Raw genomic sequence first — 18,810 nt, forward strand, 5'->3', positions numbered from 1 at the left:
GGCGATGCAGGCATCGGCGGCCCGGTGGCTGGCCCAGTGGGCGCGGCCGCGCGCGGTGGAGGCGCTGCCGGTGCGCCTGGACCGTCGCCGCGTCTACGTGCTGCCCACGCGGTTCGGGCTGTTCTACGCCGCCCTCGTCTTCACCATGGCGCTGGGTGCACTGAACTACAACAACAACCCGGCCCTGCTGCTGGCCCTGCTGCTCGGCGCCACGGCAATGGCCAGCCTGATGTTCGCCCATCTGCAGCTGTCCGGTCTGCGCGTGGACGCCGTGTCGGCCGATCCGGTGTTCGCGGGTGAGCGCCTGCAGGTGCATGTGTCGCTGTCCGCGCGCGATGCACGCCGACGGAACGGCCTGCGGCTGGAGGCACTGGATGCCAGCACCTTCTTTCCCCCGCTGCCGCCCGAAGGGAGCGCGGTCGCCGAACTGTCCGTGGATACGCGCCAGCGCGGCTGGCACGACATCGGCCGCATGCGGGTGTCGACCACGCAGCCACTGGGATTGGCACGCGCGTGGTCGTGGGTCTGGCCGTCGCCGCTGCTGGTGTATCCGGCCCCCGAAGTACAGGGACCGCCGCTGCCCGAAGACGGGAACACCGGCCAGCACGCCCGCCTGGATCCGGCCGGCGACGATGTCCACCACCTGCGCGGCTATCGTCCCGGCGATGCGCCGCGCACGATCGCATGGAAACCGTCGGCCCGCCGGGACACCCTGCTGGTGCGCGAGTATGAGCAGCCGGTGGGGATCGAGGTGTCGCTCGCATGGGACGCGCTGGGCGCGCTGCCTTACGAGCAGCGTATCCGGCGCCTCGCGCACTGGGTGGAACAGGCCGAGCGCATGGATCGCCGCTACCGCCTCACCCTGCCCGGGCAGCCCGCCCTCGGACCCTCCCACGGCCCCGCCCATCGCCACCTCTGCCTGCGCGCCCTCGCGCTGATGCCGCATGCCGATGCCGCACGCTGACGTCGCCCTCATCCCCGATCGCGACAGCCGCCTGTGGACGCTGGCCAGCGCCGCGCTGTGCCTGCTGGCGCTGCTGGTGCACCTGCCGACCACGCTGGCCCTCGGTCTGGCCGCCACGGGACTGGTGCTGACCGCTGCATCCTGGCGGCGGCCGCTCCCGGCAGTCGTGCGCATCCTGCTGGCGCTGGCGATGCTGGCGGCCGTGCTGTCGGTGACGGGGTTCCGGTTCGGTCGCGATACCGGCTGCGCGCTGCTGGCCGCGATGTTGGCGATAAAGCCCGGTGAGACCCGCAGCCTGCGCGACAACCGCAGCCTGGTGGGCTTTGCGCTGTTCGCGCCCTTCGCGGCATTCCTGCTCGACCAGGGCCCCCTGACCATGGTGCTGGGGGCCCTGGGCATCGGCGGTGCGCTGGTCGCGCTGCACAGGCTGGCCGATGTGGAGTCGCGCAGCGTGGCCACGGGACCGGACGTGGTACCCCGCATGGCGCTGGTGGGCCGACTGGTGCTGATCGGCCTGCCGCTGGTGCTGGCGGCGTTCTGGTTGTTCCCGCGTTTCGCCACCCCGCTGTGGGGCGTGCCCGAACGCGCCCTGTCCAAGCCGGGCCTGGGCGACGAGATGTCGCCCGGCGGGTGGCTGGACCTGATGGCGGATGAAGACCCTGCTCTGCGTGCCCAGTTCTTCGGGGCTACGCCGCCGCCCGAGCAGATGTACTGGCGCGGCCCGGTCATGTGGAACTACGACGGCCGCACCTGGACCCAGGCCCCGTGGCTGCGCGGCCTGCCGCCTGCGCGCGTGCAGCACGGCGACCGGCAATGGGACTATCAACTGGAAGTCGAGCCCACCGACCGCCGCCAGTTGGTCGCGCTGGACCTGGCGGTCGCCGCGCCCGAGGGTGCGCATCTGGCCAACGACTACGGCATGACGGTGCGCACGCCGCTCAGCGCGCTGACCCGATGGCGCATGCGCGCGTCGACGCCGGCCAGCTTCGAAGCCACGTTGCCGCACCTGCTGCGCCAGCAGGCCCTGCAGTTGCCCGCCGGCTTCGACCCGCGCACGCGTGCCCTGGCCGCGCAGTGGCGGCGCGAAGCCGGCGCGGACGATGCTGCCCTGGTCCGGCGCGCCCTGGACTGGATCCGGGCCGAATTCGCCTACACGCTGGAAACCCCGCTGCCCGGCCGCAACGCGGTCGACGAGTTCCTGTTCGACCGCAAGCAGGGCTATTGCGAACATTTCAGTTCCGCTTTCGTCGTGTTGATGCGCGCAGCGGGCGTGCCGGCGCGCGTGGTCACCGGATACACCGGCGGCGTATACAACCGCCTCGGCGGTTACTGGGTGATCCGGCAGATGGACGCACACGCCTGGGCCGAGGTCTGGTTGCCGGGGCGCGGCTGGGTGCGCGTGGATCCGACTGCGGCAGTCGCGCCCGAGCGCATCTACGACACGCTGGACGACCGCCTCGGCGAGGGGGTGGAGGCCGGCCGCCTGACATTGGAGGGTTTCGGCAGCGTCAGCGACTGGCTGCGCCGCGGCTGGAACGACCTGGTCCTGGGCTTCGATGCGCAGCGGCAGGCGCGCCTGCTGGAGCGGCTGGGCGGGAACGGGCTGGGGTCCCGCGGACTGGCGCTGCTGTTCGGCCTGTTCGCGGCAGCGACCCTGGCCTGGATGGCGTGGTTCCTGGCGCGGGGCGAACGCGAACGCGATCCCCTGTTGCGGGCCTGGCATCGCCTGGACGCCCGCTATGCCCGCCTTGGACTGGGGCGCGAGCCGCATGAAACCGCGGGCGACTGGGCGCGACGTGTGGCGGCAAGCCGTCCACAAGGCGCCAATCTGCTGTTTTCGCTCAGCCGCCGTTTCGCCGCTGCGCGCTACGCTCCGGGTGAGGGGGACCAGCGGGCTCTTATCGAAGACCTGCGCCGGCACCGCCCATAACTGCTGGAGACTGGCCATGAACCTTCGCTTCGCTGTCCTCGTCGCAGCCGCCGCGCTGCTTTCCGCCTGCGCAACGGCGCCCAAGCCGCTGCAGGGCAGCTTCACCCAGGTCAATCCGCGCGACGCGGTAGCCACGCCCCAGGTGGGTGCACCGGTCCGCTGGGGCGGCCGGATCATCAGCACCACGCCGGGGCCGAACTCGACCTGCTTCCAGCTGGTGTCGCGCCCGCTGGGCGCCACCGGCCGACCGCTTTCGTCCGCGCCGGATGCCACCGACGGCCGCTTCATCGCCTGCCGGGCCGGCTTCTACGACCCTGCCGTGTTCGCCGAAGGCCGCGAGGTCACCTTCATCGGCAAGATCGAGGGCTACGAAACGGCACGCATCGGCGAATACGACTACCAGCTGCCGCGCGTCGCCGCCGACGTAGTGTATCTGTGGCCGGAAGTGCGCGAAGTGGAAGTCCGCCCCTATCCGTATTACGACCCCTTCTGGGGCCCGCGCTGGGGTTACTGGGGCTGGTGGTGACCGGGTAGGCGCGCAGGTGTGGAAAAAAGCCGCTCGATGAGCGGCTTTTTTCATGAACCTGCATCGCATCGCTCAGGCGGACGTGCCGAAGCGCCCCAGCGGCGCACCAGCGAGCAGGTGCAGGTGGATGTGGAACACGGTCTGGCCCGCATGCTCACGGCAGTTCATGACGATGCGGTAACCATCCTGGGCGAAGCCTTCGCGGCGCGCATACTCTGCCGCCGCCAGCGCCAGCTTGCCGATCAGGTGCGCCTGGTCCTGGCGCATGTCGTCCAGCGTGGGGATGGCTTCGTTCTTCGGGATGAAGAGCACGTGCACCGGCGCCTGCGGCGCGATGTCCTTGAAGCCCAACACGTCCTCATCCTCGTAGACGATGGTGGCGGGAATTTCGCGGCGGATGATCTTGGCGAAGATGGTGTCGGTCATGGGGCGCGTCCTCGTGCGGGTGCGGTCAGTTCATTTCGCTGCGGCCACCGAACGCATGCGCCAGCGTGCCGCGGTCCACGTATTCCAGCTCGCCCCCCAGCGGTACGCCGTGGGCGAGCCTGCTCGGCCGCACGCCTTGCTGGCGCGCCAGTTGCGCCAGGTAGTGCGCGGTCGCTTCACCCTCGACGGTCGGATTGGTGGCGATGATCAGTTCGGTCACCTCGCCCTGGGCCAGGCGCGCGGACAGTGCGTCCAGCCCCAGTTCGCGCGGACCGATGCCATCCAGCGGCGACAGCCGCCCATGCAGGACGAAGTAGAGGCCGCGGTAGCCGGTCGCCTGTTCGATCGCCAGCCGATCCGACGGCGACTCCACCACGCACAGCTGATGGCGGTCGCGGCTGCCGCTGGCGCACAGCGCGCAGATCTCGCTCTCGGTGAAGTCGCGGCACTGCGCGCAATGGCCGATATGGTCCAGCGCCTCCGCCAGCACGCCGGCCAGGCGCTTGCCGCCGTCCCGCTCGCGGTCGAGCAGATGGTAGGCCATGCGCTGCGCGGTCTTCTGCCCGACGCCGGGCAGGACGCGCAGCGACTCGATCAGTTGCTCGAGGAGTGTGGACACGGATGTGCTTCGTCGCGGCTACGGTGGAGGGTGCAAACGGGTTGACCGCAGTGGCGGCTTGTCCTCCACCTGGCCGCTACGGCGCTCAGAACGGCAGCTTCATGCCCGGCGGGATCGGCATCCCGGCCGTGGCCGCGCCCATGCGTGCCTTGGATTCGGCATCGACCTTGTTGGAGGCGTCGTTGAACGCCGCCGCGATCAGGTCTTCCAGCATCTCGGCATCGGACAGCAGCGAGGGGTCGATCCGGACCTTGCGGCATTCCTTGGCGCCGGTCAGCGTCACGCTGACCATGCCGCCGCCCGCGTTGCCGGTGACCTCCAGCTTGGCCAGTTCTTCCTGGGCGCGCTGCAGGTTCTCCTGCATCTTCTGCGCCTGCTGCATCAGTTGGGCGATGTTTCCACGCATGTCGTGATCACTCTTCGTAAGGTCGGATGGAATCCGGGACGAGCCTGGCGCCATGCTGCTGCATCAGCTGCCGGACGTCCGGATGGTTCATGAAGGTTTCCTCGGCGACGTTCTGCTGCTCGTCGCGCTGGCGGTGGCTGCGCTGCTTGAGCGTCTCGCCTTCGGCCGCGGTGGCGAAGGCCAGCCGGGGCGCCACGCCATAGCGGCTGGCGATCGCATCGCGCAGCTCGCCCAGGGTGCGCTCGGAGCGGAGGTAGTCGAAGCCGCTGTCCAGGGCCAGGGTCAGCGTTCCGTTCGCGTAACCGGCGAAGGCCACGTTGTCGACCAGTTGCTTGCCCACGCCCTTCAGGCCGCAGGTCCCGGCGAAATGCAGCCAGGTTTCTGCATCGGTAATCCCGATGTCGGCCGGCATCGTCGTGGCTGCAGGTGCAGGTGCAGGTACAGGTGCGCCCAGGCTCGTCGGTTCGGCGGGAGGCCACGGTGGCATGTCGTCGACGGCAACGCGTGCCGGCGCCGGCATCTCTTCGCGCGCCATCTGTTGCGGCGGCATGACCGGCTCCGCTGTGGCGGCCGCCCTCGCCTGCACAGGCGCGGAAGCGCTGGCCGACGGCACCGACGCCGCAGGCGCAGATGCCGGCGTGGCGGTGGCGGAAGGCGTGCGCGCTTCGCCCCGCATCTCGCCGGCCTGGGCCGGACGGAATGCGAGCATCCGCAGCACGCTCATCTCGAAACCGGCGCGTCCGCTCGGCGCCAGGTGCAGGTCGCGACGCCCGTTGATCGCCATCTGGTACCAGAGCTGGACGACCTCGGGCCGCAGCTGGCCGGCGAAGGCATCGACATCGACGCCTTCCGCTTCCACGCTGGCCGACGGCACCAGCTGGCGCACCTGGATGCGATGCAGCGCTTCCGCCAGCGCATCGAGTACGCCCGCCCAGTCGGGCGAGAACTCCGCCAGCCGCGCCACCACCTGCAGCAGGGCCTCACCATCTCCCTGCACCAGGGCCGCCAGCATGGCGCTGACCTGGGTACGGTCCACCGTGCCCAGCATGGTGCGTACGCCCTCCTCGCGCAGCGCACCACCGGCGTAAGCGATGGCCTGGTCGAGCAGCGACAGGCCGTCGCGCAGCGAGCCGTCGGCGGCGCGTGCGAGCTGGGCGATGGCGGACGCATCGGCCTCGATGGCTTCCGCGCCCAGGATCTTCGTCATCTGGCCACGGATCTGTTCCTCGTCCAGGCGCTTGAGGTTGAACTGCAGACAGCGCGACAGCACGGTGACCGGCAGCTTCTGCGGGTCGGTGGTGGCGAGCAGGAACTTGACGTGTTCCGGCGGCTCCTCCAGCGTCTTCAGCAGCGCGTTGAACGCCGCTTTCGACAGCATGTGCACTTCGTCGATCAGATAGACCTTGTACTTGCCGCGCGAGGGCATGTACTGCGCGTTCTCGATGACTTCGCGCACGTCGTCCACACCGGTGTTAGAGGCGGCGTCGATCTCCAGCAGGTCGATGTAGCGGCCGGCATCGATGTCGAGGCAGGCCGCGCACTGGCCGCAGGGATCGGCACTGGTGCCCTTCTCGCAGTTCAGCGACTTGGCGAAGATGCGGGCGATGGTGGTCTTGCCCACGCCGCGCGTGCCCGTGAACAGGAAGGCATGGTGAACGCGGCCGCTGTCCAGCGCATTGGTGAGGGCGCGGACCACGTGTTCCTGGCCCACCAGCTCTGCGAATCGCTTGGGACGCCACTTGCGGGCGAGGACGAGATAGGACATGCCGCCATTGTGCCACGCCGCGCAAGCCCGTCCTCCGGCCGCTGCTTGTTGCCGGCCTCGCTTGTGGCGCCCCCCCTGCGGAGGCTAGAATTCACGCCCCTGAAAGCGGCCGCAAGCCGCGTTCAGGTCCCGGAGAGGTGTCCGAGTGGTTGAAGGAGCACGCCTGGAAAGTGTGTAAGCGTCTAAACCGCGCTTCGGGGGTTCGAATCCCCCTCTCTCCGCCAGATTCATCGCAACCCGCCATGGTGGGTTGACGACGGACCGCGCCAAGGCGCGGTTTCGTTTCTATGGTGGCCCCGTCGGCCCCTCGCGACGCTAGGTCGAAAACCCCGCCAGGGCCGGAAGGCAGCAACGGTATCGATCGACGCGGGCGCCGAGGTCAGCCGGCGGGGTCACCGCCTTTTCAGCGGATTACCGCTCGCGGCCTCTTGTTGCCGCCAGGCCGGCCGATCAGTCGGGGATGATGGCCAGGGCGTCGGGTTCACGACCGGTCACCCAGTAGTCGACGACCTGCCAGCGCTGCGTGTCGACCACGGCGATGCGATCGCCGCCACTGATCGCCACGTAGGCGCGCGGACGATCCGATGCCACCGCTACTCCGATGGGAAGCGCCGCGATGCCGAGCATCGTGGGCTGGTAGGTCATGTCCTCGCGAGAGAGCGGGACCGTGGCCAACGGGACCTTGGTGCGCGCATTGAACACGGCCAGCGTGGCCGCGCGCGCATGGGTGACGAAGGCGAGCGTACCGTCGGCAGCGAAGGTCACGCGGATGGGAAAGCCCCTGCTGCTCATGCGGCGCTTGACGGCCAGCGTGCGTGGATCGTGCACGGTGAGGGTGCCGTCCTCGCGGTTGGTCACCCAGACTTCGGCCCCGTCCGGCCGCACCGCGACGCCTTCCGCGCCCTTGCCTGCGGGACGTTCCACGCGCGCACCGGTGACCAGGTCGATCCGGCTGACCGTGCCGGCCTGGATCTTGGTCAGGTAGGCCACCTGTCCGTTTGGCGACAGCGCCACCATGTGGCCGGTGCCGGCGCCCACGTCGAGCGTCCGCTCGACTTCGCCCGACGCGACATCCACCACCACCAGGCTGGCGGTGGCTTCCGTGGTGACCAGCACCCGGCGACCGTCGGGGAGGAAGCGGATGCCATGCGGGGCGCTGTGCTGCCCCAGGTCGATCGTGCGCGTGGGCTTGCCTCCCACCAGGTCCAGGATCGACAGCGTGTTGCCGGACTGCGAGCCTCCATAGTTCGTCACCACGGCCGTGCGGCCGTCCGGCGCCACCGCGATTTCGTGCGGTGCCTCGCCGGTCCTGTACTCGCCCGTCCTGCGTCCGTCGCGCAGCGACAGCCGCCACACGGTGTCCGCGGACTTGTTGCCCACCAGTAGTTCGGCCGCATGCGTCGCACGTGCGCCCAGGCATGCCAGGGCGATGACGATGCCGAGTGCGACCGCCCGAACCGCGTTCACGGGCCATCCGCCACGGGATGCAGCCAGTCCGCGTCGCCTTCGCGGTAGTGCTCGCGCTTCCAGATCGGCACGCGCTGCTTCACTTCATCGATGATGTAGCGGCAGGCGTCGAAGGCGGCGCCACGATGCGCGGCGCTCACCCCGACCCACACGGCCAGATCGCCGATCGCGAGGGCGCCGACGCGGTGCGCGCAGCAGGCCACCAGCACGTCGAAACGCTCCATCGCCTCGGCCACGATCCGTTCGCCTTCGCGTTCGGCGAGCGCGCCATAGGCTTCATAGTCCAGGCCATCCACCGCGCGACCGGCGTGGTGGTCGCGGACCCAGCCCTCGAACGTCGCGAAGCCGCCCGCGCGGGGATCGCGCAGGCCGGCCCCCAACGCGGCGACGTCCAGCGGCTTCGCCGACAGTAGGAAACGCGACATCGCTCAGCCTCCGCTCACGGGCGGGATGAAGGCGACCTCGCTGCCCGCCCGCAGCGGTTCCTGCCAGCGCGCGAATTCGCCATCCACGGCGACGCGCAGGTGTTCGCGCGGCCAGGCGATGCCGTGGCGGGCCTGGATCTCTTCATAAAGCTCCGCCAGATCGGCCGCCTCGGTGCTGAGCGACTCGCTGGGCACACCCGCACGCTCACGCAGGCTGGCGAAATACAGCAGGGTCAGGGTGACGCTCACGCCACCCCCACGTCGCGCTTGCCGCCGCGCTTGCCCACCAGCTTCGCCGGCCCCAGCACGATGGCGTGCGACAGCGCCTTGCACATGTCGTACACCGTCAATGCCGCCACGGTGGCGCCGGTCAACGCTTCCATCTCCACCCCGGTGCGGTGCACGGTGCGGACCTGGCATTCGATCAACAGCGCACGCTCTCCGTCCCAGTCGATGGCCAACCGGCACCCATCGATGGGGAGTGGATGGCAGAACGGGATCAGTTCGTGCGTGCGCTTCACCGCCATGGTGCCGGCGATGATGGCGGTGTCGACGATGCCGCCCTTGGCGCTGCGCAGGCCGTTCCGCTTCAGCTGTCGTGCGACGTCGGCGGGAAAGCGTACGCGACAGGTCGCCCGGGCCTCCCGCGCGGTGACGGCCTTGCCGGACACGTCGACCATCGTGGGTCGACCGCCGGCATCCAGATGGGTCAGTACGGTGCGGGGCATGCAGGTCCTGGGGGAATCAGCCGCCGATAAGATACATCTCGACACGACGCCGGTCCCGCACTTCCGGCCGGCCGCGCAGCTCGCTGTAGCGGTCGCCGCGCGCCGACCACAGGCCGGCCACATGCGCGACCAAGGCGTTTTCGCCCTGCGCCAGGACCGCGCGCAGGTCGGCGCCCGCGGACGCGAACAGGCAGGTGAACAAGCGGCCATCCGCGGACACGCGCGCACGATGGCAGTCGCCGCAGAACGGCGTACTGACGGAACTGACGAAGCCGACTTCGCCCCCACCATCGTCGAACCCGTAACGCTCGGCCACCTCGCCCCGGTACTCGGCCTGCAACGGATGCAGCGGCCAGCGCGCGGCGATGCGGTCGCGCAGCACCGACGACGGCACCATCCGTTCCAGCCGCCAGTCGTTGCTGTCGCCCACGTCCATGAACTCGATGAAGCGCACGACATGCCCGGTGCCTCGGAAGCGCTCCAGCAGCGGCGCCACCTGGCTCTCGTTGACGCCGCGCTGCACGACGGCATTGATCTTCAACCGCCCGAAGCCGGCCGCCACCGCGGCGTCGATGCCGGCCAGCACCTCGCCGACCTGACCGCGCCTTCCGGACATCTCGGCGAACACCTCCGGATCCAGCGCGTCCAGGCTGACGGTGATGCGCCGCAGGCCGGCGTCATGCAAGGCCTGCGCCTGCTGGGCGAGCAGCACGCCGTTGGTGGTCAGGGCGATGTCCTCCAGACCCGGGATGACGGCCAGCCGGCGCACCAGGTCAGGCAGGCGCTTGCGCAGCAGCGGCTCTCCGCCCGTGAGCCGGAGCTTGCGCACGCCCAGTCGCACGAAGGCGCGCACCAGGGTTTCGATCTCGTCGAAGGACAGGCGCTGCGAAGCATCCGTGCCGTAGTCTTCGGGCACACGGTCCGCCGGCATGCAGTAGCCGCAGCGGAAGTTGCAGGCGTCGATGACCGACAGGCGCAGGTCGTGCAGCGGACGTCCCAGCAGGTCGAACGGCAGATGGCTCTCGCTCACGGCAGTGCGACCTGTTGGGGCGGCGACAGCGCAATGCCCTCCCCTGGCGTCGCGATCCGATGCCCGCGCGCGCGCAGGGCTTCGCCGTCCTCGGCACTGGCGTAGTGGTAAAGCACGCAGCGGGCCAGCAGCGCGGGCGGATACTCGCGCTCCAGGTCGTCGATGCCGCTGTGCGAGGGGTTGCCGTGCAGTCCGCAGTCGTGCGCGATCAGTTCGCCGGCATCGGCATGGCGCGCCAGCATTTCCGGAATGGGCCGCGTATCGCCGGTCCATACCACGCTGCCGCGCAGGCGCAGGCCGAACGCCGTCTCGGGCCAGTGATGCCGCACCGGGAAGACCTCCAGCCGCTGGCCGTCGTGCCAGAAGGCCTCGCCGACCGGCACCAGTTGGAACGCATCCCAGAAGTTCGCGCCGCCCTCGGCCAGGACGTTCGGATAGCTGGCAACGCGCTGGTGCAGCAGCGGGACCAGCGGCGCCGGCACGTACAGGCGTACCTGGCCGCGCCGCGCAGGATCGAAATAGCTGGCCACGAACAGCCGTTCCATCCCCGCCACGTGGTCCAGGTGCACGTGGGTGATGAAGACCGCCCGCGGCATGTCGCCGTAACGGGCCTGGAAGGCGGTCAGGCCTTCGCCTCCGCAATCGATGGTCAACCAGGGCGCGCCCTCGCGTTCGAGCGTGGCCATCGCCGAGCCCAGTTCGACCGCGCTGGCGTTGCCGACGCCATGGAAGCGCAGCACCCACTCCACCTCAGTACCCCCGCGCCCAGGCGTGGTCGTAGGCACGCCGCAGATGAGCGAAGGCCAGGCCCACGTCCTCCGCGCTGCGCTCGCCCCGCAGCTTCAACAGCGAGCGCCTCAAGCGTGCGAGGTTCTGTTCGCGCCAGGCGGTGGCGGGAATACGCAGGCGTCCCCGGTCGAAGTCGATCAGCCAACCGTGGCCATTCCCGTCGAACAGGATGTTGTGGGCGTTGAGGTCCGCGTGGTCCAGGCCGGCGCGGTGGAAGCGCGCCACCAGGCGGCCCGTGCTTTCCCACGGCGCGTGCCCTTCCGTCTTTACGGCAAGGTCGGCGAGCGTGCGCACGTCCATCAACCGTTCCAGCAGGATGGAGGCGCGGTAGAACATGCCGTCGCGCACATAGCTCGCCGCCACCGGGCGCGGCACGGGCAATCCACGCGCCAGCAGGGCACGGGTGAGACGGAATTCGGCGAAGCTGCGCGTCTTGTCCGGGCCGTGCCACAGATAGCGGTCGCGGCTGAATCGGGCGGCCAGCCCCCCGCGGCGGTAGTGCCGCAACACGCACTGGCTGGAAGGCGCATCGATGAACCAGGCACCGCCGCGGCCCCCGCTGTCGACCGGCCGGGCGCGTTCGCCCCACTTTTCCGGCGAGAACCAGTCCGGGCTGGCTTGCCGCAGGTGTTTGCGGTCGAACAGAATCGCACCGTATCCGCGGCCTTCGCGGAACGGCGTCAGGGATTCCGAGGCGTCAAAACCGACCATCCAGCGAGTCTAACAACACTTGTCCACGATTCCCCAATCGCTCTGCCTGCTCCGCCTGTCCGCGCTGGGCGACGTCACCCATGTGGTCCCGCTGGTGCGCACACTGCAGCGCCACTGGCCCCAGGCGCGCCTGCACTGGGTGATCGACAAGGGGGGCTTCAAGCTGCTGGAGGGCCTGGAAGGCGTCACTTTCCACACCTACGACAAGAAGACGGGCCTGGCCGGCATGCGCGCGTTGCGGGCGGAATTGCCGGCCGAAGGTTTCGATGCGCTGCTGCAGATGCAGGTGGCCCTGCGCGCCAACCTGCTGTCGGCCTTCATCCGCGCGCGCAGGCGCATCGGCTACGACCGCAGCCGCTCCAAGGACCTGCACGGCCTGGTCATCAACGAGCGCATCCCCGACCGTCCCGGCATCCACGTGCTGGATGCCATCGGCAGCTTCTGCGAACCGCTGGGCCTGAAACAGACCGGCGTCACCTGGGACCTGCCCATTCCCGCCGACGCGCATGCCTGGGCCCGCGCGCAGTGGCCCACGGACGCGATGCGCACGCTGGTCATTTCGCCCTGCTCCAGCCACCAACGTCGCAACTGGTACGCCGACCGCTACGCGGCGGTGGCCGACCATGCCGCGGCCCAGGGATGGCGCATCGTGCTCTGCGGCGGACGCAGCGACCTGGAACGCCGGACTGCGGATGCCATCATCGGCGCCATGCGGGCGCCCGTGCTGGACCTGGTGGGCAAGGACACCCTGAAGCAGTTGCCGGCCCTGCTGGCGCGCGCGGACCTGGTGATGACGCCCGATTCCGGCCCCATGCACATCGCCAATGCGATGGGGACCGCCGTGCTGGGCCTGCATGCCGCCAGCAACCCGCTCCGCAGCGGCCCCTACTCCAGCGTGCGCTACTGCGTGGACCGCTACGACGATGCCGCGCGCCGCTACAGGGGCAAGCCGGCATCGGAGCTGAAATGGGGCGCCAAGATCGAACACGATGGCGTGATGGCGCTGATCACCGTAGACGACGCCATCGCCGCGTTCGAACGCCGCCGCGCCGACCTGGCGGCGTGAGCGGAGCCGCGCTCAGGGCGTGCCAGCCACCCGGTAGTCCTGGTAGGACTTCTCTTCGACGTAGCTCGAGCCCAGGGCCAGGTTGATGGCCTTCTTGATCCGTGCGCGTTCGTCGTTCTCGATGTAGACGCTGCGTGCCAGGCGGACGAAGTCGTCGTCGAACGCCTGGGCTTTCTCCTTCAGCCGCACCTCGTCCTCGATCACCCATAGCCGTTCGTTGACGGCCTTCAGCCTGGCGCGGAGTTCGGCGATGTCGTGTCCGGCGACGGGATGCGCCAGCCAGGTCTTTTCCAGCGCGGCCAATTCATCGCGCACATGGGCCAGTTTGGCCGGATCGCTCATGCGTTCGGACTTGATCTGCAGGATCGCGATCTTGTCCAGCAGTTCGCCGAAGGACACGGGGACGAGGATCTCGGACATGGGGGACTTCCACGGCTGGGGAGGACATTTTAGGCGCCGGCGCGCGCCCGGAACGCAAAAGCCCCCTTGCGGGGGCTTTCTTGAAACTGGCGGAGAGGGAGGGATTCGAACCCTCGATACGCTATTAACGTATGCCTGATTTCGAGTCAGGTACATTCAACCACTCTGCCACCTCTCCGGTGGCCCGGCGCTTGCCGGGGCGTGAATGATACGTGGCAGGCCGCGTCCGGACAAGCCGACACCATGCCCACCGGCGCGTCCGCCGTCTCGGTGCCTCACTTCGCCTGCACGTGAATGAACTCCGGCCACGCCCCACGGCACGCCCGCCTTGCCCGATGTCCTGTCCACCCGGATCATTGCGTATGACGGGATAGGCGACCGCCGTCCGCACAGACAGGGCACCATGATCGAATTCGGCCACATTTCGCACGTGGGACTCCGGCGCGAGCTGAACGAGGACACGTACTACGGCGACAGCGAGCTGGGCCTGTGGCTGGTGGCCGACGGCATGGGCGGGCATGCCTGTGGCGAAGTGGCCAGCGCACTGGCACGCGAGACCATCGTGCGCGAGATCCGCGACGGCACGCCGCTGGCGCAGGCCATCCGGATCGCCGACGAAGAGATCATCCGTACCTCCCGCCGCCGCAACGACACCCTGCCCATGGGCACCACGGTGGTAGCCGCGCGCATCCAGGGCAACCGCTTCGAGGTGGCCTGGGTGGGCGACAGCCGCGCCTATCTGTGGCGCGAGGGCCAACTGGCGCAGTTGAGCCAGGACCACAGCTACGTGCAGGAACTGATCGCGCAGGGCGCGCTGACCAGCGAGCAGGCGCGCACGCATCCGCACCGCAACGTCGTCACCCAGGCGCTCGGCGTCACCGACCCGAACCACCTCAACGTAGAGACGATGACGGGCGAACTCCGCCCCGGCATGCAGCTGCTGTTGTGCAGCGACGGCCTGACCGAGGAAGTCGACGACCCCAGCATCGCCGCCACCCTGAAGCACGACGACTGCAGTGCGCAGGAATGCGTCGATACCCTGATCGCCGCCGCGCTGGACGGCGGCGGTTCGGACAACGTCACCGCCATCCTCGTGCGCTGCCACTGATCCGTTTCAGCCGGCTTCGAGCGCCGGCGGGTCCCACAGGCAGCGCCCCCCCGCCTTCTTGCGCAGGGTCGCCAGGCGCGCCTCGTGCGCGGCCAGTTCGTCCGCCGACACGGTCACGCGCGGACGGGCGCCCGCAACCGCGGGATCGAAATGGCGGACCACCGCCACCGCGGCGCCCGGTGCCGCCTCATCGGCGCCACCGAAGCCGATCTCACGCTGTCCCGCCGTCAGGTTCAGGTAGACATCGCACAGCAACTGGGCATCGAGCAGCGCGCCGTGCAGCTGCCGGTGCGTGTTGTCCACACCCAACCGCTTGCACAGCGCGTCCAGCGAATTGCGCTGCCCCGGGAACCGCTGCCGGGCCAGCAGCAGCGAATCCTCGACCGTCACGCGGTCGCCCAGGCGACCGTAGGCCTCCCCCAACAGCGACAGCTCGTAGTCCAGGAACCCCACGTCGAAGGCGGCGTTGTGGATCACCAGCTCGGCGCCGTCGATGAAGGCCAGGAACTCGTCGGCGATCGCCGCGAACACGGGCTTGTCCGACAGGAACTCCAGGCTGAGGCCCGTGACCTCGGCCGCCCCCTGCTCGAACTCGCGCTGCGGATTGATGTACTGGTGGTAGGTCCGCCCGGTCGGTCGGCGCTCGATCAGCTCCACGCAGCCGATTTCGACCACGCGGTTGCCCTTCTTCCACTCCAGGCCGGTGGTTTCGGTGTCGAGGACGATCTGGCGCATCAGAGGGAGGCTTCCTTGGTCAGGGACAGGTGGAACAGGTCGAGCGAATGCTCGATGTGCGGCAACACGATCATTCTGTCGAATTCGAATCCCAGCTTCTGCAACAAGCCGATCGACGCGACGTTGTCGGGATTGACGATGGCCTGCAGGCGGCCAAGCCGCAGCCGCGTGGCGGCGTCGGCGATAACCGCCTGCGCGGCCTCGTGGGCAAAGCCCTCACCCGTGTGCATGGGCAACAGTGCGTAGCCCAGATCGGGGCCGTCCAGCCCCTCGCGTCGGACCAGGCCGCAGTTGCCGATCAGCGCACCGGTGTCCTTGCGCCGTACCGCGTACATGCCGAAGCCATGCTCCGCATAGCTCCGCAGCGCGCCGTCACGCAGGTAGGCACGCGCCTGGTCCAGCGTGCGCACGCCGCGGTCGGCGATATGGCGGATGAAGTCCGGGTCGTTGAGCAGCGCGAGCATCAGCGCCGCGTCATCGTCATTGCGATCGGACATGGCATGCAGGCACAGGCGCGGCGTCTCGGCGACGATCTGACCAGGCATGACCGCTATCGTCATGCCACCGCCCCGTTGCGGAACCGCACCGCCGCGTTGCGCGCCAGCACGTCGACGCGCTCGTTGTCCGGATCGCCGTTGTGGCCCTTGACCCACTTCCATTCGATCGTGTGCCGGCCGGTGGCGGCATGCAGACGCTCCCACAGGTCGCGGTTCTTGACCGGGTCGCCGCCGGCCGTCCTCCAGCCGCGTCGTACCCAGCCCGGCATCCATTCGGTGATGCCCTGGCGCACGTACTGCGAATCGATGTGCAACGTCACCCGGCAGCCCTCCGTCAGCACTTCCAGCGCGGCGATGGCCGCCATCAGCTCCATGCGGTTGTTGGTGGTCTGCGCCTCGCCCCCGACCAGCTCACGCTCCTTCTCCCCGTACCGCAGGAGTGCGGCCCAGCCGCCGGGGCCGGGATTCCCCAGGCAAGAGCCATCGGTGTGGATGCTGACGTGCTTCATGTGTCCTCGTGGAAGAAAGTCAGGCCGCCGGGGCGGCGCGCCAGGCACGCGCCACCGGGGCCGGGGGAATCAGGCCCGCCACGCGCTTTTCCGCGCCGAGCAGGCGGGCCGCACGCAGGGGTGCAGGGCCGTGGCCGGGGGCGTCGGGGACACCCCGCCAGACGGGGCCGTAGTGCAGGACGTGTTCGGCCGTCGTGAGGCCCGCCGCGGCCAGCTGAAGCTGCCACTGGCCCAAGGCCCGGGCGGTCAGGCCGGTGCCGCGCCAGCGCAGTCGATACGGGCTCCAGGGGTTCAGCACGAACAGCCACAGCCGTCCGCCGGGCTCAAGGACGCGCGCGCATTCCTGCAGCAGCGGCTGCGGGTCGCCCGCATCCAGCACGTGCTGCAGCACGATCACGGCGACCGCCTCGGTGGGAAGCGGCAGCGGCAGGCCGCAACGCACCTGTCCGGTCAGTCGCTGGGCACCGGACCGGGCATGCAGCCGCAGGCCACGCATGCGGGGGATGTCCCCGGCAGGCACAGGCTCCACGCCGTCCGGCGAAACCCAGAGCCATGGCCCCGGGGTCCTGCTGGTGAGCGCCTGGCTGACCCGGGCCTGTTCCGAGGCCAGCACCGGCCCGCCGCGGCCCGTCCCGAACCACGCCAGGGCATCGGGTTGACGGGTAAACGCGAAGGCAGGCATGTTCGGATTGTAGAGGACGCCGCCCCCGGGCGTCCGTCCCGTCCGGAGTCCGCCCCCGATGCGCCTGCTCGCCCTGCCCGCCTTCGAGGACAACTACATCTGGGCGCTGGTCGACGACGAAGGCGACGCGTTGGTGATCGATCCCGGCGACGCCGCGCCCGTGCTCGCCGCCACCGGCAACGGGCTGTGGCCCGCCGCCGTCCTGGTGACGCACCACCACCCCGACCACGCAGGCGGCATCGGCGCCCTGCGTGCGCGCTGGCCGACGCTGCCGGTATTCGCCCCGCGCGACGACCGCATCCCCGAGGCATCGGACCGCGTTGGCGAAGGCGATGTGGTGCAGGTGAAACACTGGCGCCTGTCCGTACTGGACGTGCCCGGGCACACACGCAGCCATATCGCCTTCCACGGAGGCCACCCTGGCGCCGCCCCGCATCTCTTCTGCGGAGACACCTTGTTCAGCCTCGGCTGTGGCCGCCTGTTCGAAGGTACGCCGGCGCAGATGCTCGCTTCGCTGGACCGGCTGGCGACCCTGCCGGCCGCGTCTCTGGTCTGTTGCGGTCACGAGTACACCCTGTCCAACGCCGCCTTCGCCGGCACCGTGGACCCGCACAATCCGGCCCTGCGCCGACGCATCGAGGACGCCCGCACCATGCGCCAGACCGGCCGCCCCACCCTGCCCGTGACGCTGGCCAGCGAGACGGCGACCAATCCCTTCCTGCGCGTGGACGAGGACGCCCTCATCACTGCGGTCACCCATCACCTGGGGCGTGCACCGGTCGATCGGGTGGAGACCTTCGCCACACTGCGGCAGTGGAAGAACGATTTCCGCGCATGAACCGCCGCCACGTGCTGCGCCTGGCCCTGCTGGCATCGATGTGGGGTACGTCGGCGCCCGCCACGCTGGCGGAACCCCCCGCCACGTCGGAGGCGCCCCCGCCGGCCTCGCCCGCCGCACCCGATGTCGCCGACCTTCCCGCGAGCCACCAACGCAGCGGCCTGGACATCTACCAGCGCTTCCGCGACGGCCTGGCCGATCCCGAATGCGACAGCCAGGCGACGAATGGCCGCTGGAAGAAGCACTTCGGCCATGCTCCCGGACAACTGGCACGGGCCGAGGACGACCTTCTGCCCCTGTTCGGCTACGTGGTGGATGCCCTGCGCGAAGCGCAGCTGCCCACCGAGTTCGCGTTGATCCCGTTCGTGGAGAGCGGCTACAAGCCGGGCGCGCGCAATCCCAGTGGGCCGGCGGGCCTGTGGCAGTTCATCGCCATCACCGCGCGCAATCATGGAGTACCGATGCGCGAAGGGTATGACGGACGGCTCTCACCGGTGGACTCCACCCAAGCTGCAGTGCGGTACCTGAAGACGTTGCACGGCATGTTCGGCGGCGACTGGCGGCTGGCCGTCATGGCCTACAACGCAGGCGAGTACCGCGTGCTGCAGTCCATGCGCCGTGCCGGCATGAATGCGCGCAATGCGCGGCCGGCGGAACTGCCAGGACTGTCCGGCGTCACCTACGCGTACGTGGAGAAGCTGCATGCGCTCGCCTGCATTTTCCAGCAGGCCGACGACCGCGACGCGTGGCTCAGACAGCTCGATCGTCCGGTGCCACGGCTGGCGGCGCACGAACTGCCCGGTGATGCGACCCTCGCGTCCTGGGCCCGCGAACGGCAACAGTCCGCCGCACTGCTCGCACGGCTCAATCCGGCGCTGGCAGGCCGTTTCACCCGCGGCAGCAAGCCGCTGCGCCTGCTTGCGCCGACGGGCACCGGCACGGAGCCGGCCCCGCAAGGGGGCATCCCGACGATCGATGCCGCCCTCGCGCCCGCCCCTCCGGCCGCCGCCACGGCGCGCACGCACACCGTCCAGCGCGGCGAATCCGCCTGGAGCATCGGCCGCCGCTACGGCATCGCGACGGCACGGCTGCTGCGACTCAATGGCCTGAAGACCGATGCCGTCCTTCGCCCGGGCATGGTGCTCAAGCTGGACGACGCGGGCGGTTGA

The 18,810-nt window shown here is 69.6% G+C and carries 23 protein-coding genes, 2 tRNA genes and 1 other RNA gene; 9 read left to right on the forward strand and 17 right to left on the reverse strand.

Features of this window, described 5'->3' with window-relative positions:
- The first annotated feature begins 4 nt into the window (after positions 1–4).
- Genes V8246_RS01055 through V8246_RS01065 form a run of 3 tightly spaced genes read left to right on the forward strand, consistent with a single transcriptional unit; the run spans position 5 to position 3,420 of the window.
- Entirely contained in the window at positions 5–964 is a 960-nt protein-coding gene (locus tag V8246_RS01055; protein WP_336188303.1) for a DUF58 domain-containing protein, read from the forward strand.
- Positions 951–2,894 carry a DUF3488 and transglutaminase-like domain-containing protein gene (locus V8246_RS01060; RefSeq protein WP_336187546.1) on the forward strand — a complete coding sequence of 648 codons (1,944 nt, stop codon included), beginning with the start codon at positions 951–953 and terminating at the stop codon, positions 2,892–2,894. The genes V8246_RS01055 and V8246_RS01060 overlap by 14 nt, the downstream gene beginning before the upstream one ends.
- A 16-nt stretch (positions 2,895–2,910) precedes the next feature.
- The gene (locus V8246_RS01065) at positions 2,911–3,420 is read left to right on the forward strand and encodes a Slp family lipoprotein (protein ID WP_162109269.1); all 510 of its coding nucleotides are present in this window, start codon (positions 2,911–2,913) and stop codon (positions 3,418–3,420) included.
- Positions 3,421–3,492: 72 nt separating this feature from the next.
- On the opposite strand, the gene V8246_RS01070 is transcribed toward V8246_RS01065, so the two are convergent.
- From V8246_RS01070 to dnaX, 4 genes are all read right to left on the reverse strand, one after another.
- Positions 3,493–3,846, reverse strand: coding sequence for a histidine triad nucleotide-binding protein (locus V8246_RS01070; protein WP_336187548.1), 354 nt, complete (start codon positions 3,844–3,846; stop codon positions 3,493–3,495).
- A 25-nt stretch (positions 3,847–3,871) separates the two neighbouring features.
- Positions 3,872–4,465, reverse strand: a complete 594-nt coding sequence (recR, locus tag V8246_RS01075; protein WP_162109254.1) for a recombination mediator RecR — start codon at positions 4,463–4,465, stop codon at positions 3,872–3,874.
- A gap of 85 nt (positions 4,466–4,550) precedes the next feature.
- Positions 4,551–4,871, reverse strand: coding sequence for a YbaB/EbfC family nucleoid-associated protein (locus V8246_RS01080; RefSeq protein ID WP_162109253.1), 321 nt, complete (start codon positions 4,869–4,871; stop codon positions 4,551–4,553).
- A 7-nt stretch (positions 4,872–4,878) separates the two neighbouring features.
- The gene (gene dnaX, locus V8246_RS01085; protein ID WP_336187549.1) at positions 4,879–6,636 is read right to left on the reverse strand and encodes a DNA polymerase III subunit gamma/tau; all 1,758 of its coding nucleotides are present in this window, start codon (positions 6,634–6,636) and stop codon (positions 4,879–4,881) included.
- A gap of 131 nt (positions 6,637–6,767) precedes the next feature.
- Between dnaX and V8246_RS01090 the strand changes: the two genes are divergently transcribed.
- Positions 6,768–6,860, forward strand: a tRNA-Ser gene (locus tag V8246_RS01090).
- A gap of 72 nt (positions 6,861–6,932) precedes the next feature.
- Positions 6,933–7,029, forward strand: an RNA gene (ffs, locus tag V8246_RS01095) — signal recognition particle sRNA small type.
- Positions 7,030–7,086: 57 nt separating this feature from the next.
- On the opposite strand, the gene V8246_RS01100 is transcribed toward ffs, so the two are convergent.
- From V8246_RS01100 to V8246_RS01130, 7 genes are read right to left on the reverse strand one after another with little or no spacing between them, the layout of a single operon-like run.
- The gene (locus V8246_RS01100; RefSeq protein ID WP_336187550.1) at positions 7,087–8,103 is read right to left on the reverse strand and encodes a beta-propeller fold lactonase family protein; all 1,017 of its coding nucleotides are present in this window, start codon (positions 8,101–8,103) and stop codon (positions 7,087–7,089) included.
- The gene (locus V8246_RS01105) at positions 8,100–8,528 is read right to left on the reverse strand and encodes a molybdenum cofactor biosynthesis protein MoaE (protein WP_336187551.1); all 429 of its coding nucleotides are present in this window, start codon (positions 8,526–8,528) and stop codon (positions 8,100–8,102) included. Before V8246_RS01105 ends, V8246_RS01100 begins: the two co-directional genes overlap by 4 nt.
- A gap of 3 nt (positions 8,529–8,531) precedes the next feature.
- Positions 8,532–8,777 carry a molybdopterin converting factor subunit 1 gene (gene moaD, locus V8246_RS01110; protein ID WP_336187552.1) on the reverse strand — a complete coding sequence of 82 codons (246 nt, stop codon included), beginning with the start codon at positions 8,775–8,777 and terminating at the stop codon, positions 8,532–8,534.
- The gene (moaC, locus tag V8246_RS01115; protein WP_336187553.1) at positions 8,774–9,256 is read right to left on the reverse strand and encodes a cyclic pyranopterin monophosphate synthase MoaC; all 483 of its coding nucleotides are present in this window, start codon (positions 9,254–9,256) and stop codon (positions 8,774–8,776) included. Before moaC ends, moaD begins: the two co-directional genes overlap by 4 nt.
- A 16-nt stretch (positions 9,257–9,272) precedes the next feature.
- Positions 9,273–10,286 carry a GTP 3',8-cyclase MoaA gene (gene moaA / locus V8246_RS01120; protein ID WP_336187554.1) on the reverse strand — a complete coding sequence of 338 codons (1,014 nt, stop codon included), beginning with the start codon at positions 10,284–10,286 and terminating at the stop codon, positions 9,273–9,275.
- Positions 10,283–11,035 carry an MBL fold metallo-hydrolase gene (locus V8246_RS01125; protein ID WP_336188304.1) on the reverse strand — a complete coding sequence of 251 codons (753 nt, stop codon included), beginning with the start codon at positions 11,033–11,035 and terminating at the stop codon, positions 10,283–10,285. Before V8246_RS01125 ends, moaA begins: the two co-directional genes overlap by 4 nt.
- Position 11,036: 1 nt before the next feature.
- Entirely contained in the window at positions 11,037–11,786 is a 750-nt protein-coding gene (locus V8246_RS01130; RefSeq protein ID WP_336187555.1) for a 3-deoxy-D-manno-octulosonic acid kinase, read from the reverse strand.
- 19 nt (positions 11,787–11,805) lie between these two features.
- Here V8246_RS01130 and V8246_RS01135 point away from each other — a divergent pair, with 19 nt between their 5' ends.
- Positions 11,806–12,852 carry a glycosyltransferase family 9 protein gene (locus V8246_RS01135; protein WP_336187556.1) on the forward strand — a complete coding sequence of 349 codons (1,047 nt, stop codon included), beginning with the start codon at positions 11,806–11,808 and terminating at the stop codon, positions 12,850–12,852.
- Between the two features lie 12 nt (positions 12,853–12,864).
- Here V8246_RS01135 and V8246_RS01140 read toward each other — a convergent pair whose 3' ends face one another.
- Both V8246_RS01140 and V8246_RS01145 read right to left on the reverse strand, forming a co-directional pair.
- Entirely contained in the window at positions 12,865–13,272 is a 408-nt protein-coding gene (locus V8246_RS01140) for a DUF6165 family protein (protein ID WP_336187557.1), read from the reverse strand.
- An 87-nt stretch (positions 13,273–13,359) separates the two neighbouring features.
- A tRNA-Ser gene (locus V8246_RS01145) sits at positions 13,360–13,450 on the reverse strand.
- A gap of 225 nt (positions 13,451–13,675) precedes the next feature.
- Here V8246_RS01145 and V8246_RS01150 point away from each other — a divergent pair.
- Positions 13,676–14,380 carry a PP2C family serine/threonine-protein phosphatase gene (locus tag V8246_RS01150; protein ID WP_055942014.1) on the forward strand — a complete coding sequence of 235 codons (705 nt, stop codon included), beginning with the start codon at positions 13,676–13,678 and terminating at the stop codon, positions 14,378–14,380.
- 6 nt (positions 14,381–14,386) lie between these two features.
- On the opposite strand, the gene dnaQ is transcribed toward V8246_RS01150, so the two are convergent.
- From dnaQ to V8246_RS01170, 4 genes are read right to left on the reverse strand one after another with little or no spacing between them, the layout of a single operon-like run.
- Entirely contained in the window at positions 14,387–15,115 is a 729-nt protein-coding gene (gene dnaQ, locus V8246_RS01155) for a DNA polymerase III subunit epsilon (RefSeq protein ID WP_162109244.1), read from the reverse strand.
- On the reverse strand, positions 15,115–15,660 hold the full coding sequence (locus V8246_RS01160; RefSeq protein WP_336187558.1) for a GNAT family N-acetyltransferase: 546 nt from the start codon (positions 15,658–15,660) through the stop codon (positions 15,115–15,117). Before V8246_RS01160 ends, dnaQ begins: the two co-directional genes overlap by 1 nt.
- Before the next feature lie 11 nt (positions 15,661–15,671).
- The gene (gene rnhA, locus V8246_RS01165) at positions 15,672–16,121 is read right to left on the reverse strand and encodes a ribonuclease HI (protein ID WP_185895713.1); all 450 of its coding nucleotides are present in this window, start codon (positions 16,119–16,121) and stop codon (positions 15,672–15,674) included.
- A 19-nt stretch (positions 16,122–16,140) separates the two neighbouring features.
- Positions 16,141–16,617, reverse strand: coding sequence for a methyltransferase domain-containing protein (locus tag V8246_RS01170; protein WP_336187559.1), 477 nt, complete (start codon positions 16,615–16,617; stop codon positions 16,141–16,143).
- A gap of 244 nt (positions 16,618–16,861) precedes the next feature.
- Between V8246_RS01170 and gloB the strand changes: the two genes are divergently transcribed.
- Both gloB and V8246_RS01180 read left to right on the forward strand, forming a co-directional pair.
- Positions 16,862–17,641: a hydroxyacylglutathione hydrolase gene (gloB, locus tag V8246_RS01175; protein ID WP_336187560.1), complete on the forward strand. Its 780-nt coding sequence runs from the start codon at positions 16,862–16,864 to the stop codon at positions 17,639–17,641.
- Positions 17,638–18,810 carry a transglycosylase SLT domain-containing protein gene (locus V8246_RS01180; protein WP_336187561.1) on the forward strand — a complete coding sequence of 391 codons (1,173 nt, stop codon included), beginning with the start codon at positions 17,638–17,640 and terminating at the stop codon, positions 18,808–18,810. The genes gloB and V8246_RS01180 overlap by 4 nt, the downstream gene beginning before the upstream one ends.

The sequence above is a fragment of the Pseudoxanthomonas sp. F11 genome, from assembly GCF_037046485.1.
Lineage (GTDB): Bacteria > Pseudomonadota > Gammaproteobacteria > Xanthomonadales > Xanthomonadaceae > Pseudoxanthomonas_A.